Here is a 13,820-nt window from a genome sequence, read left to right on the forward strand (position 1 = left end):
AAACGGTCAACTGGCGCTTGACCGGCCCGTGGCCGCCCAGTAGCGAAGCGTGTCTCCCGAATGGCCGAGGTTGCGCGACAACTGATCAGCTGGGCGCACGCTATCGAGAAGTCCCCCACACCCTTCGATAACATTACGCGAACCCGCGTTCGTTTCGTCGCAGGTAATCAGGACGCGACTGAGCCCCACCGGGTCGCCGGCATACGTGAGCACTTCCCGCAGAGCAGCCGACGCTATCCCTTTCCGCCGTTCCGACGGCCGAATCCCGTAGCCGATATGACCACCAAGATCCGCCAAGAACTCATTCAAGCTGTGTCGCAACTGGATAGCACCGAGATACCTGCCGTCTCGCACGATCCACCAGTTGGTTGCCGGGACAATGTCGGGCCCCGGCAACGCCTCGGGCTGCGCCAACAACTCCTGAACCCACTGCCCGAATCCATCGCGTGATGCAAGGTCCAGATCCAGACGTTGCGCAACTCCCAACGCCGAACCGGGCTGATCCGCCTGCGGTCCACCCCACTCGTCACGCGACTCCAACCAGGACACCCACAAGGCCTCGTCAGGCGCAACCAAATCGACTGTCATAGCAGCGATGCTACGTCGCACCCGCAATGGTCGAGACTTCGCCTCAATCCATCGCAAAAGCACATAGTGTCGATGTATGAGTGGACGATTCACAGCTGGGGTCTTTATCGTCGTCGTCAGTGTCGTCGCCGTTGCGTTGGTTTGGACCGGCGTTCGAGACTATGAATCTTTCACTCCACCGGTCGCGACGGCGGTCGATCGGGCAGACTGCCTCGCCCCTGATATCACCGCCGCGCTCGTAGCCCCCGAGGCACGCGACAGCAGCATCGCACTTCGCCCCGAGGGAAGTGGTTACCCGCCTCCTGATTTCAGCCCCGTTGCCGTTGTTCGATGCGAACGCGGAGAAACGTCCGACGGTGGGTTGACCATCGACTCCATACGCCTCGAGGGGGACATCCACGCGGTGGACGATGCATTCCGCGAACAGTCTCGTCGATTTCCTGCCAACGTCCGGGCCGACTGCGCGTACCGTCTCGTCCCGCCAGCCGGTTTGTGGCTGGTAGACGAAGCAGGAGCAGCCATACGCCCTACCTGGCCGACCGCGCCCTGCGGACTGCAAGAGAAACCACACGCAGCCCTGCGCCAACTACATGAGATCAGCCGCGCGCAGCATCCGGTCGACGGCATCTCCTCCGATGACGCCGGAACCTGCGCGGAGTCGATCGGACAACCGTTCGCGACGACCACTGAAGCTGACATGAGTCGCATGGCAGAACACGAAGACACTCACGCGCGCCCACTGACGGAAACAGCTTTGGCTACACCGATTTCCGACGTCGGCAGACTACTGGTGTGCCGCTATTCCACCGAACCGCCGCTGCCCGAGTCCCGAATCCGCTTGTCACGCCAGCAGAGTACTGATCTGATGGAGGTTGCATCCACCGCGCCACCTGCAGGCCCATGCGATCTCGTCGCCCATCACATCGCTTCGATCGACGTACTTCGTCCCGACGGATCGGGCGGCACGCGGATGGCAGTCGAACTCGACGGATGCCAACGCGTAAACCTCCTCGGACAACGTCAATTACCGCCCGCAGTCATTGCGCTCCTGTTGCAGTAGCGATGACCCACACCCGAGTTCATCGAGACTGATCGTAGAAAACCGACGATGAAATCACAGGTCTCGAATCGACGTGACGACAACCGGCCTGACCGGCTTGGGCGCCGCGCCGCAACTCGGTGGACGCGGCGCGAGTTCGGAGACTGCAGTCTCCACGGCCCATTGCCGGCCGTCCACATGTGCGACGACGCATGTCCCGTCACTCGCCTGCTCGATGACAGCCAAGTCGTCGATTCCGCAGGTTATTTGCTGTCGCACAGCAATTTCCGAAGCCTGCCCCGCAGGAGACCAACAACTCCGTCCACGCAGGCCTGGCAAATGGACCTGATCTCGGGAAGCCACCTCCACGGCCGTGACACTCTCACTTGCCGACAGACGGCCGTACGTATTGCCGCTCGGCAACAGGATCATCGACGGCGCGAATCGGTGCCCGCCGGTATGCGAACACTCCCACACCTGGGGTCCGAAGGACGACATCAGCGCTGCGGCGATCGGCCTGCCGAATACAGCGCAGCACTGGTCGCGCTTGCCGTGTGCGCAAACCAATACGACTGGCTCGGTCACTTGCTCGCCCAGTCCTGGTGGCGGCCCATCCAACAAGAAGAAATCGACGTCGAGTAATTCCATCGGCGAATCGATGTGCAACCTTTCACACCATGAGTCGCTCGGATCGGAGCGCGCAAGCAGGACGGTGTGTCCATCAGTCATCGGATCGGTACGCCCGGGTCGCCGAACGAACATGATTCGCACGTTCGCTGCATCGGCTCGGCGGCTCAGCTCGGCGGCAAGGTCCTCCCCCAAGGCCGTACCGTCCAACACGTCACGACCCCACGCGGCATTGAATTCGAGGCATACCCAGCCCCGCACGACGGCAGCGCTGCCTGCCAGCGGCTCATCGACAGCAGACAGTGCGGAACAGGTTTCGGCTTCGATCACGAGGCCCATTGTGTCAGCCTCGCTGGGTGTCGATTCGCAAGTCCCTGTGGCCCAGTGACACGGCAGCTCAATAGAACTTCTTGCCCTCCGCAAGCTGGTTCACGAACTTCTCGATCCGCCTGGCTCGCGTCTCCGGACGCTTTGCCTCCTGCAGTCGGTACGCGATGGTGAATCGGTTGGTGGAATTGAGCGTCGCGTAGAACTCACGAGCCTTCGGGTTTTCCGCGAGCGCATCGAGAAAGTCTTTCGGGACCTCGGCCTTGGCTGATCCCTCGTACGCGCGATCCCATCGACCGTCGGCCTTGGCCTTCTCGATCTCGGCGATGCCGGAAGGCTCGAGAAGTCCCGCAGCGTCGAGGCGGGCGACTATCTCGACGTTGCGTTTGGACCACGGACTCCGCGCGGTGCGTCGCGAAAACTTCTGTACGAAGAAATCGTCGTCGATTCGCCGTGCGAGGCTGTCGATCCAGCCGAAGCACAGGGCAACGTCCAACGCTTGGTCGTAGTCGATCGAACTGTGCGACGAGGTCTTCTTGGCCATTTTCAGCCAAAGGCCGGGGACCACCTCGTGGTTCTCGGACAGCCATCGACGGAACTCTGCTCCGTCAGCGAAGTATTCGGTGCCGAGTTCGACTGCCATCAGTGCTCCTCATTTTCGCGATACCCATACCCTGACAAAACCCTGCGACAAATATCCGAGAGTTCCGAGTGCGAGCACCCATTTGGCAATACTGACGGTCGAAGCGGCGCGAACCCTCGAGTCGGTGATCCTGTCGCGATGATCGAGGAAATGGAGTCCGACCACGTTCTCGACGTAGTCGCCGGCCGCCGACAGTACCGGCACTACGGCAAGGGCGCGCCGAGTTGCCGGGGAAAGGGGAACCCGCTCCCCGAGCCTCGTGCCCGCTGACCGCAAAGCCATCGCGTAGATCGCGGGATGTACGAAGTCGGGGTAGTAGTGACTACGAAATCGTGCCGTGGCCTCGTCGTCCATGGAGTCCAAGATCTCGACGTACCGGCGAGCGGAGAACGCCGTCTGCACTTCCAATACTTTGGGAGCCACCGGCCCGAGTAGGCGAGCAATATTCGCTTGTGAGACAACAAAAGCGGTGGTCCACAGTGCCATCGCCTTCGCAGATCCAGTTGGTGCCATGCCACGATCGTGCCATCTTCGCACAACAGAACGGAACGGCCCGACGGAAGAGCTCGCCGAAAATGTGAATGAGGTTGTAAAAAGCGGGCATTCCGTATCGATCATCGGTCAGATAGCGGGGAGCGCGCATGTCGCCCAAGTCCAACCCGACTGTTCTGTTCATCCACGGACTTTGGATGCACCCGACCACGTGGGACCCCTGGGCGCAGGTTTTCAGCGCGCAGGGGTACTCCACAATGGCGCCGGGATGGCCAGGGGACGCGTCGACCGTGGGTGAGACGCGTGAACACCCGGAAGACATCGCGGGACACGGCATCGAGGACGTGACGGATCACTACGCCAAGGTGATAGCCGATCTCGACGAACCACCGATCGTGGTGGGGCATTCGTTCGGAGGTTTGATCGCGCAGAAACTTCTGGGCCAGAAGCTGGCGACCGCGGCAATTGCCATCGACCCGGCTCAGCCCAAAGGGGTGTTGAAACTTCCCCTCGTTCAACTGGGCAGTGTTTTCCCGGTCCTGTCCAACCCCGGGAACTACCGGAAGGCGTACTCACACAACAGAGAGTCGTTCCACAAGTCCTTCGCCAGTGCCGTGTCCAAGGACGAGTCCGACGCATTGTTCGAGCAGTATGCGATTCCCGCCCCTGGTCGGCCGTTGTTCGAGGCAGCACTCGCCAACTTCGCGCCCCACAGCCCCGCTGCAGTAGATTTCAACGCCCGCCGCGGGCCACTCCTGATGATCGGCGGCGGCAAGGATCGCACAGTCCCGAAAGCCAGTTCGGACAGCTCGTTCAAGAAGTACGCCAAGGCCCCGACGATCAACGAATACAAGGTCTTCGGCGATCGAGGTCACTCGCTGACCATCGACCACGGCTGGCGTGAGATCGCGGACTACAGCCTTGCCTGGCTCGACAAGCAGGGCATGAGCCCGCCGCAAGGCAAGCACGAAAGTCAGTCTCAGCCGAAAGCTTGAAAACGACGGCGGTACACCTGCGGCGAGATTCCGAGATGCGTCGAAAATGCTCGTCGTAGGGATTCCGAACTGCCGAATCCCGCCAATTGCGCGGCTTCGGTCACCGAGTGGCCGGCATCGAGGAGCGCTTTCGCGGAGTCGAAACGGATCAACTCGACGTATTTGGCCGGCGTCGTACCGAGTTCTTCCCGAAAGAGCCTCGTCAGATGCCGTGGGCTCAGGTGCGCCAGGGCAGCCAGTTCGTCGACCGAGTACTCCCCCGCCGGATCGGCGGCCACCGCCTCGACCACTGCGCGAAGCGCGGGCACCCGGGGCCGCGGCCCGCTCAACGACGGCGAGAACTGTGACTGCCCACCTGGACGTTGGAGAAATACCACCAGAAGCTGTGCGACACGTCGGGCCATTTCTGCACCATGATCTCGCTCGAGCAATGCGAGCGCGAGGTCGATCCCGGCGGTCACACCCGCAGACGAGAACACCGTGCCGTCCTGGATGAAAATGGCGTCGGGAACTACCGTGATCTGCGGATAGGCGCGCGCCAGCGTTGCCGTGTGTTGCCAATGCGTCGTTGCGCGGCGTCCGTCGAGCAGTCCACTCGCCGCCAGGATGAATGTCCCGGTACAGATCGAGGCAACCCGACCCGAACGTCTCGCCAGATCGCTCGCTGCCTCACGCAATTCCGGACTCACCGGCATCGACGGGAACACGTCGCCACCCATGACCAGCAACGTGTCGAAGGAACCGGAATCTGCGACGTCACAGTCGACCGGAATGCGCATGCCGGTCGACGAGTCGACATCGTGTCCACCTACCGAGCAGATCACCAACTCGTAGTTCGCTCCGCCGCGATTGGCCTCTGCGAACACCTCACTCGGACCTGCGACGTCGAGCAGTTTGACGCCGTCGAACACCAGGACGGCAACTCGATGCACTGCGGTCACGATCGCTCCCCTTCGTCCTGATCTGTGGACAGTATGGCCGAGATCAGGGTGCGCCCGCGTGCGTGCTCGACCGACACTGGGACAGACCGAGAAATTCGCAGCAGCGACGAGCAGAGCAGGTACCGATGAACACGATCATTGCCGGTGTGAAAATCCCCGATTCGAAGATGGCTGCCGACGCCACCGAACTCGTCCGAGATACGGCGTCCGAGTTACTGTTTCACCACTCGCGACGCGTCTTCCTCTTCGGATCGCTGCAAGGCGCGCGTTTGGGACTGCACGCCGACCCTGAATTGCTCTACGTCGGCGCCATGTTTCACGACCTGGGGCTCACCGAGAAATTCCGGGACAGTACGGCGCGATTCGAATTGGACAGCGCGGACGAAGCGCGGCGATTCCTCACCGGCTACGAAGTCGACGAAACCGACATCCGCAAAGTGTGGGAAGGCATCGCTCTACATACGACGCCCGAGGTCCCCTCGCGGCTGGAGCCCGAAATCGCCTTGGTGACAGCGGGTGTGGAGACCGATGTACTCGGAATCGGATACAGCGAACTCGACCAGGCCGACATCGACGCCGTCACCGCGGCCCACCCCCGTCCGGATTTCAAGAATCAGATCTTGAAGGCCTTCACCGACGGCTTCAAGCACCGTCCCGAAAGCACGTTCGGGACGGTGAACGCTGACGTACTCGAACATTTCGTGCCGGGATTTCGGCACATCGATTTTGTCGAGGTCATCCAGAACTCGGCTTGGCCCCAATAGAATTCGCAGTCATTTGGCCGCCTCACTCATCGCAGCGGCATCTTCTGCCCCGAACTTTTCCTCGAGGGTCTCCGGCGAATAGTCGAGGTCGATCTCGGCGACGTCGCGCCCGCGTGCAGACTCGATCGCCGAAAGTCGGCGCTGCGCACGGTCTGCGGCATACTCGAGGAACTCCTGATTGTCCAAACCGAACGGCTGCACCTCGAATTGATCGTTGACCCAGTTGATCATTCCGAGGGCCATGGGCATGAGTTCACCCATCCGCTGCTGGACGACGTCCCAGTTGTGATCGTCGGCGGCGACGTGCCTTCGGCAGGTGAACGTTCCCCAAGCCATGTGCCGTCGTTCGTCGTCACCGATCTTTCGCACCAATTGCTGCATGCCAGGGAGGATTCCGCGCGTCGCACAAACTTTCTGCCAGGCGTAGTAACCCGTCAACGCCAGACTGCCCTCGATGACGTGGTTGTACGTGACGCTGGCACGCACCTGGTTGACCGGGCTGGGGTCTGTCTCGAGAATGCGTAGCGACGACGGCAGCTCCTCGTAGAACAGTTGCCGGTAGTACGGATTGTCAGCGACGTAGGAATGCAGGTCACTGGTCAATCCCACTTCGTCCATCCACAGCCGAAACACCTGGGTGTGCTTGGCTTCCTCGAAACAGAACTGCGTCAAGTACATCTCGTCGCCGAATCGTCCCTCGGTCGACATTGCTTTCATGAACGGTTGAATGTCTTCGGTGACGGCTTCTTCACCGGCGATGAACTGCGCACACAGGAAAGTGGCGCTGCGCTGTTGTTCGCTGGTCAGCTCCTGCCAGTCACGGGCATCCTGCGAAAAATCGAGGTCGGTTGGGTTCCAGAATTTGGCGTTTCCCTTGGTGAACAATCGGAGTGGGAACGAATCCCAGTTCAACCCTCCCGACCGAAGAGAACTGAAACCTTCTCGCCCCGGCGAGGTGACAGTCATGACATTCCTTCTTCCCGAACCGAAGACAGATGCCCCACTAGCATGCCCGCAGAACTGAAACGTGAATCAGTTTTGACGAAATTCGATCTATTCCTTCAGGGAAACACCCTTGGTCTCCATCACTGCGAAGAGCTTGGCGTTCATCTGAGCTGCCAGATCCGGCCGATACGAACCGATGTTGAGCGGATTGGCGAGATTGTTCAGTTCCAAGGGGTCGGCTTGTAAGTCGTACAGTTCGTATTGCGGCGCAGCAACTCCCGCAGGATCGAAGTACATCGTGTACTTCCAGCGGCTCTCGCGTATGCACCGAATGTGGTTGGGCTGCGTGACGATGTTCTGACCGTCGGGCGTCGCACAGTTCTGATCGTCGTAGGTGAACAGAATCGTGTCCTGAACCTGCGTGCTGGGACTTTGCGGATAAGCGGCAGCGTCGACGATGACCGGTGTCAGATCGGTACCCAGGAAGTTCCACGATTGACGCGCAGGCGCTTGGGCGAGCGTGGCGAGAGTGGGCACCACGTCGATCAACGACGCCAGGGCGTCGGTGCGAACGGGTTCGGGAAACAGCAAGGGGTTGCTGATGACCAGTGGAACGCGCAGTGTTTCCTCGTAGGCGTTGAACACTTTCTGCCGCAAACCTCCGTGGCTCATCCCCATCTCCCCGTGATCGGACATCCGAACGATCACCGTGTCGTCGAGCATCTGTGGAGTGGCTTCGATCGCGTCGAGCACGCTGCCGATGTGTTCGTCGACCACCTTGTGCATATAGGCGTAGAAGTTGATGTAGTTACGCGCCTGATCGGGTCCGAGCAGCGGCCCGAGCCCGGCTGCCAACAGCAGTTCCGACTGAACCTGGGCTGTCGGTTTGTGATTGAGCGCCAGGATCTCGTCGAAGGTGGGCGGCAAGTCGATACCCTGCTCGAAGGCGCCTGGCGCGTCCGATCCGTAGTTGTCGCACGTGCCGTTCATCGCGTTCCACGTCTGGGGGTACGCGAGGACATCGTGCGGGTTCACGAACGAGACGATCAGCGCCCAAGGCTGTCCGGATGCGACTGCGGGTCCGGAGAGAAACTCGACAGCTTCCTCGGCGACACGGCGATCATGGTCTGCGCACCCGCCACCGAAATGATCCGGATTGGTGTCCTGGCCCGCGTCCGGCGGAATCCACCCCTCGAAGCCGAATCCTGCCACGTCCTCGCTTGTCGGATCACCACCCTCGACGCCTTTGCTCAGATGCCATTTCCCCCGGTACTGGACGTTGTAGCCGGCCGACGCCAGCAGCTTTGCCATGTTCTGTTCGGAGACCTGCAACTGTGGCTCGGTGGGTGAGACAGTGCCACCTTCGGTGAGCGTTCTGGTGACCCCGTGCTGCGCGGGGTAGAGGCCGGTGAAGAACGTACTGCGACTGGGCGAGCACATCGCGGTGTTGCACACTGCCTGGTCGAAACTCAGCCCGTGATCGGCAATCCTCTTGCGGTTGGGCAGATTCTGTTCAGCCCAGCCTTGGGGCCAGTACATCGGCCGGCGTTCCTGATCGGTGATGATGACAACGATGTTGGGTTTCTGTGGAAACCGATCGGCGGGTGCTGCTTGTACCGGCACCGCGCTCACCGCGCCGGCCGCGACGTCTGCCACTCCCGCGAGGACAAGGGCACCAACGCCACCGAGGAACGTCCGGCGCGGCAATGAATGACAATGCGGGGCTGGAACGTTCTCTGGGTTCACGGGCGTCGTCCTCTCGGAGGCGTTGTCGCCCCAGAGTTGACCGAATCACTCTTCGCTACACATGCGCGAGCAAACTGCCCGTGCGCTGATCAGTTCGATAACCCGATCCGCACAGCGCAGCGGATCCGGTGTCCGGCCGATACCGAGGGTGTCGACTATCGAAATCGTCCTTCGCACATCAGCCTCCTCGACACCCCACGACCAACCGAAGTCGTGATTCCAGAGCAGAACTGCGTTCTTCCCCGGATGGTGCCTGGCATGAACGGGAAGGACGATCACCGCATCCATGCTCGGCCCCTGCGGCCATCGGACGGTCTCACCGTGAACGGACCGTGCTACCGCGTCGACGTATTCGTGTGCGGACCAGTCGTTGCCGTTGGTATGCATGGAAGTACATTCGGTGCCACACACGTTTCGGATGGGTTCTTGGCATCACCGATCGAGTATTGCGCTTTCAGGAAATGAACGGCAACACAACGGATTCGAATTGGCGATGACCGTCGCGGTGGACACTGTGGCCGGTACGGAAAGAGACCAATTCGCAGCGTGCGACGGTGGCTGCAACAGCGTCGAGGCGAACAGGATCCACCATCCCGCCCAGACCTCCACGCAGGAACAACATGTCAGCCTCGATGAGCGGCAACCGATCCCACCACTGCGGATCCGGTCGGCGGAACTGCTCGAGCGCGGACCGCGTCATCGAGCGATCGAACGTCAACGCGGCTCGCGGATGCCGCACCAAACTTGTTGTGGCGTGCCACAGTTCTGGGACACTCGGCAATTTCCTCGCGAACACCTGTTCCGGGTCACCCGCACGTAGTGGTAACGGCGCTTCCTCGATGACCAACTTCCGCACCGCAGTGGGACGTTTCTGCGCGATCAACGACGCCGCGTGCCCGCCGAGCGAGTGGCCGACCAGATCCACCTGCTCGAGTTCGAGATGATCACACACGTCCATGACGTCGTCCGCGAACTCCTCGAACAGATACGACGACGCACGAGCGCTCCGGCCGTGGCCGCGAAGGTCGACCGAGACAACTCGCCGGTTGCGTGATCGCAAGGTCCGCGCGAACTTGTCCCAGGTACCGCTGTCGCCGCCCATCCCGTGCACGAGGACTACCGGAGGCAGATCGGCCACACTGGGATGCGAGCCGGAATCGCGGTAGCTGATCTGGACCCCGCCGGCACTTCGTACGTTAGCGACACTCACGAGTTCCCAGGATAGACCCGTCCTCACGGATTGCTGACGCGGTCAGCCGAGGCCGCAACTCCCCTGGTCGCGTGACCTCGTCGTAGCGACCGAGTCCGATCCTCGCGATGTTTCGCAGCGACTCGCTTGCATCGGCGAAGTAGCCGCAATGCCCTCGAACGGCACCGGTACCGAAAACAATGGCTTCGTGCTGCGCCCGAACTGGAGACGGGCCGTGCCCGATGTGGCCGATCTTCACGCGTGGGAAGTAGCGGATCCAGTCCGACGGACCAAGCGCAGCCCAGAGATTTCCGGCAAAGCACAGGTCTTCGCGCGAACTGGTCCCCATCCCCGGACTACCCAGCACCACGCAATCGTCCACTCGCGCCGACGGGAGAGCGAGTCCGCACACCACGGCCCCGTAGCTGTGCCCGACGAGCGTCACATGCGCCGATCGCGGCAGGATACGAGTCAACCGCGCCAGATCTATCGCACCAAGTTCTGCAAGTGTCCGGGAGAACGACTCGAGAAATCCCCACGGCGTCCGATAACCGACCCACACGATCACCGCGACGCGGTCGTTCGGCCCGAGCGTTCGGAGCATCCTTCCCAGTGTCCATCCGCTCGCCCGTGGTCCTGTCGGACGGTTCTCGTCGAAGTAGTTTCCCAGTCCGTTGTCGTTGCCCGGCACGAAGATCATGATGTGCTCGGCTGTGGCGACATCGCCGAACACCTCCACGATCCGGCCTTCGCCGGACTCGTCGTATGCCAGAAGTTGTGCGTCGCGTAGCTCCATCGGCTCGTAGTGAAGTCGATCGGTTCCGGAAACGTCAGCTCGACCCGCCGTTTTCATGACACTCCTCGCGAAGAGTTGCAACGACGAGAATCATTGCAACAGTGAGTTTTTGAATGTCATCAACGCTAGGCGCCCGATGGCGTCAGTGCGATGGCGCCAGCGCCCCTACTGTTCGTACAGTCGACTCGACCATGTCCGGTACAGCTGGCTGTACCTACGAGCTCATTCGTACACGCCCTCCACCGACCATCCACCGCCTTCACAGATCATCAGCAACGCCCGCGATTCCTCCAACAGCACCTGAGCCCGCGCGGCCGTGCGCGCCGAGGCTGCGTCCCACCATCGCTCGTCCACCGGCCAGGGCCCGGCCCATCCCTGCACTGCCCATTCCTTGCTCCCCCACTTCAGCCTTCCCGGCTGCGAGCTGAAGACACCGCGCTCAGTGACGTACACGGCGTTGCCGGCCACATCCTCCAGCCATACCTTGGGATTGTCGACGAAGATCGACCCCGGAGACGGCTGCGGCAGACGACCAGGCCACGGGGCTGTCGGATCATGAGCAGCTACCCGCTCGTCACCCAAGGGCAACAGGGTAATTCGCTCCGAGGGCCCTCGACCACCGCTCAGGACACCGACCTGAACCGATTCGCCGCCCAGAAGACCTTGCACGCGCACCAATGCTCGCCTGGCCCGCTCCTCCTCGTCGCCGACACCGCCCCACAGCCCCAACTGCAAAGCGCCGGCACTGACCACCTCCACCGGTTCCAGACGCAACACCGCTATGCCTGCGGTCGGCCGGGTCCCACTGCGCCCGGTGAGCCAGCCGTCCAGTTGCCATCGCACTCGATCGGCCGTTCCCTCCGGTGTCAGAGGTTCGGCGCAACGCCAAGTCCGAGAAAGATTTTCACCGTTGCCCGTGCTGGCCGAAATCGACAGGCGGGTACACGCCACTGCGGCAGCCGACAATTTGTCGTGCAGGAGACTCGCCAAGGCGCGCCCGGCAAACGCTGCGGCATCCACCCGCTCGATCGACGGATCGTAATGCTGCTCCACTTCCAGATCCGGCGGAAGCGTCCGCGCCGACGGTGGCCGCTCGGGTTCACCGCGCGCCGCACGATGCGCGAGCACCGCATCGGCCCCGAAACGCGAAGCGACGTCCACTGCCGGTAAATCCGCGAAAGCACCGATGGTTCTGATCCCGAGCCTGCGCAGCAGATCCACCAACTCCCCGCGATGCGGCGCAGACAGACTGGGCTCGGCCGCCAACTCCGGCATGGGTAGCGGCGCCAGAAACCGTGCCCCCTCCCCCGGCGGCACCAGCGCTGCCCGGCGCGCGGCAATGACCGCTGTGGACAGTTGATCCGCCACACCCACCTGACTCTCGACGCCCGCAGCAGATGCCTGATCCACCAATCGTTCCGCCGCGGCTTCCTCCGAACCGAAGTACCGACTGACACCTCGCGCACTGAGCACCAACAAACCAGGACGAAGTACCTCGACGCCCGGTGCCACCGCATCAATGGCCGCGGCGACCGGCTCGAACAATCTGGCGTCGCGTTCCGGATCTGCCATCGCCACATACAGTTCCGGGCAGCGGGCCTGCGACTCGCGTCGGCGCAGGCCTCGTCGCACTCCCTCCGCGCGGGCCGTCGCCGAACATGCGATCACCCGATTACCCGAGGTGACCGCGACAGGATGCGTGGCAGGAAGATCGGCAAGCGCTGCCGCTGCCACCGCCGGCCAGTCCGGGCACCACAACGCCAGAACTCTGCTCACAGTGACACCACCCGCGACGACACCACCTGCTCCGACACGGCCTCGACCGGCCGGGAAGGTACCCACTCGACCCGCCCGGCTGCACTACAGATGTCCAGACGCGTGGTCCGGGGCTGGAACGAGCGCCCCCGAGCACGAACCGCGAGGCTCAGGGAACTGAGCCGACCACGCCCCAACTCACGGCCCTGACCGAACCCACCGTAACCATGAACCCGAGCGTCCAACCGAACTTCGGCCCCGTCCCAGTGACCTTCGGTGACAACAAGAGTCGAGCCCTTGCTCCGGGCGCGCGCCACCACCGCTCGCGCACGCGACGGGGATACCGACGCACCCGCCAATCCCAGAATCACCAGATCCATACCGTCGAGCAGCACAGCAGCGATCTCGACCGGATCCGGCCCAGGCGCCGGAATGAGCGCCAGACGTTCCAGTTGCGCACCCATCTCGTACGCCGCCAGCAATCCCAGTCGAGGTTGCCCGATGACTGCCACATGCCCCCCGGACGCCGTCACGGACGCGACCAATCCCAAGAGCAAGGAAGCAGCGCCCTCGACGGACACCACGGTTCCGCGCACCAAACCGCCCTGCGGTAGCAATGCCCCGATACCTTCCGGCACTGGGAGAACACCAGCCTTGTGCGCGCGGTTCACGACCGGTATGTCCCGGTCGGCAACACTCTCGAAGGCTGCTGCACTTGTCCCGGAAACACCAGCCACGGAAACACTCGGTCCCGAAAACGACGTATCGCCGCGAGAGGGAATGGACGCGATCTGTCGGCGGAGCTGTGCCAGCCGATCCTGACGGGACAACCCCGCCGCATCTGCCGACAGCTCCACCAACTCGGTCACCTCGGTCATCCCCATCCTCCGGAACACCGGAAAAACTCACTCGGCAGCAATCCATAACCAGCCGGCAAACCGCGGGGAAGTCGGGTCTGACATGCATCCAACGA

The 13,820-nt window shown here is 62.2% G+C and carries 15 protein-coding genes; 3 read left to right on the forward strand and 12 right to left on the reverse strand.

The features are described 5' to 3' along the window. Nucleotides 1-6: 6 nt before the first annotated feature. Entirely contained in the window at nucleotides 7-588 is a 582-nt protein-coding gene (locus ABIE52_RS11935; protein WP_007727469.1) for a GNAT family N-acetyltransferase, read from the reverse strand. 76 nt (nucleotides 589-664) lie between these two features. Between ABIE52_RS11935 and ABIE52_RS11940 the strand changes: the two genes are divergently transcribed. Next, nucleotides 665-1,648: a hypothetical protein gene (locus ABIE52_RS11940; protein WP_007727471.1), complete on the forward strand. Its 984-nt coding sequence runs from the start codon at nucleotides 665-667 to the stop codon at nucleotides 1,646-1,648. Nucleotides 1,649-1,702: 54 nt separating this feature from the next. Here the strand turns inward: ABIE52_RS11940 and ABIE52_RS11945 are convergent, their stop codons facing one another. The 3 genes from ABIE52_RS11945 to ABIE52_RS11955 are packed head-to-tail and all read right to left on the reverse strand — an operon-like array spanning nucleotide 1,703 to nucleotide 3,737. After that, nucleotides 1,703-2,593, reverse strand: a complete 891-nt coding sequence (locus ABIE52_RS11945) for a ferredoxin family protein (RefSeq protein WP_007727473.1) — start codon at nucleotides 2,591-2,593, stop codon at nucleotides 1,703-1,705. A 58-nt stretch (nucleotides 2,594-2,651) separates the two neighbouring features. Then, nucleotides 2,652-3,224, reverse strand: coding sequence for a YdeI/OmpD-associated family protein (locus ABIE52_RS11950; protein ID WP_007727476.1), 573 nt, complete (start codon nucleotides 3,222-3,224; stop codon nucleotides 2,652-2,654). A gap of 9 nt (nucleotides 3,225-3,233) precedes the next feature. Beyond that, nucleotides 3,234-3,737, reverse strand: a complete 504-nt coding sequence (locus ABIE52_RS11955; RefSeq protein ID WP_042449832.1) for a hypothetical protein — start codon at nucleotides 3,735-3,737, stop codon at nucleotides 3,234-3,236. Nucleotides 3,738-3,865: 128 nt separating this feature from the next. Between ABIE52_RS11955 and ABIE52_RS11960 the strand changes: the two genes are divergently transcribed. Continuing rightward, nucleotides 3,866-4,711 carry an alpha/beta hydrolase gene (locus ABIE52_RS11960; protein WP_003940761.1) on the forward strand — a complete coding sequence of 282 codons (846 nt, stop codon included), beginning with the start codon at nucleotides 3,866-3,868 and terminating at the stop codon, nucleotides 4,709-4,711. Here ABIE52_RS11960 and ABIE52_RS11965 read toward each other — a convergent pair. Further along, the gene (locus ABIE52_RS11965) at nucleotides 4,696-5,652 is read right to left on the reverse strand and encodes a GlxA family transcriptional regulator (protein ID WP_007727480.1); all 957 of its coding nucleotides are present in this window, start codon (nucleotides 5,650-5,652) and stop codon (nucleotides 4,696-4,698) included. The two genes, ABIE52_RS11960 and ABIE52_RS11965, sit on opposite strands and share 16 nt — an antisense overlap. A 125-nt stretch (nucleotides 5,653-5,777) precedes the next feature. Here ABIE52_RS11965 and ABIE52_RS11970 point away from each other — a divergent pair, with 125 nt between their 5' ends. Next, entirely contained in the window at nucleotides 5,778-6,416 is a 639-nt protein-coding gene (locus tag ABIE52_RS11970) for an HD domain-containing protein (protein ID WP_007727481.1), read from the forward strand. Between the two features lie 9 nt (nucleotides 6,417-6,425). Here ABIE52_RS11970 and ABIE52_RS11975 read toward each other — a convergent pair whose 3' ends face one another. From ABIE52_RS11975 to imuA', 7 genes are all read right to left on the reverse strand, one after another. Beyond that, complete coding sequence (locus ABIE52_RS11975) at nucleotides 6,426-7,382, reverse strand: R2-like ligand-binding oxidase (RefSeq protein ID WP_003940790.1); 957 nt, start codon at nucleotides 7,380-7,382, stop codon at nucleotides 6,426-6,428. Between the two features lie 87 nt (nucleotides 7,383-7,469). Next, a complete protein-coding gene (locus tag ABIE52_RS11980; RefSeq protein WP_081557620.1) occupies nucleotides 7,470-9,107 on the reverse strand; it encodes a sulfatase family protein in 1,638 nt (545 codons plus the stop codon). Between the two features lie 45 nt (nucleotides 9,108-9,152). Continuing rightward, nucleotides 9,153-9,494 carry a DUF6292 family protein gene (locus tag ABIE52_RS11985; protein WP_007727485.1) on the reverse strand — a complete coding sequence of 114 codons (342 nt, stop codon included), beginning with the start codon at nucleotides 9,492-9,494 and terminating at the stop codon, nucleotides 9,153-9,155. 67 nt (nucleotides 9,495-9,561) lie between these two features. Then, nucleotides 9,562-10,317: an alpha/beta fold hydrolase gene (locus tag ABIE52_RS11990; protein WP_030535116.1), complete on the reverse strand. Its 756-nt coding sequence runs from the start codon at nucleotides 10,315-10,317 to the stop codon at nucleotides 9,562-9,564. Then, on the reverse strand, nucleotides 10,304-11,149 hold the full coding sequence (locus tag ABIE52_RS11995) for an alpha/beta hydrolase (protein WP_125050548.1): 846 nt from the start codon (nucleotides 11,147-11,149) through the stop codon (nucleotides 10,304-10,306). Before ABIE52_RS11995 ends, ABIE52_RS11990 begins: the two co-directional genes overlap by 14 nt. Nucleotides 11,150-11,314: 165 nt before the next feature. Further along, entirely contained in the window at nucleotides 11,315-12,868 is a 1,554-nt protein-coding gene (locus ABIE52_RS12000) for a DNA polymerase Y family protein (protein WP_047270190.1), read from the reverse strand. After that, a complete protein-coding gene (gene imuA' / locus ABIE52_RS12005) occupies nucleotides 12,865-13,725 on the reverse strand; it encodes a DnaE2-dependent mutagenesis accessory factor ImuA' (RefSeq protein WP_047270228.1) in 861 nt (286 codons plus the stop codon). The genes ABIE52_RS12000 and imuA' overlap by 4 nt, the downstream gene beginning before the upstream one ends. Nucleotides 13,726-13,820 lie beyond the last annotated feature (95 nt).

The sequence above is a fragment of the Rhodococcus sp. OAS809 genome, from assembly GCF_040546695.1.
Taxonomy (GTDB): Bacteria; Actinomycetota; Actinomycetes; order Mycobacteriales; family Mycobacteriaceae; genus Rhodococcus_F; species Rhodococcus_F qingshengii.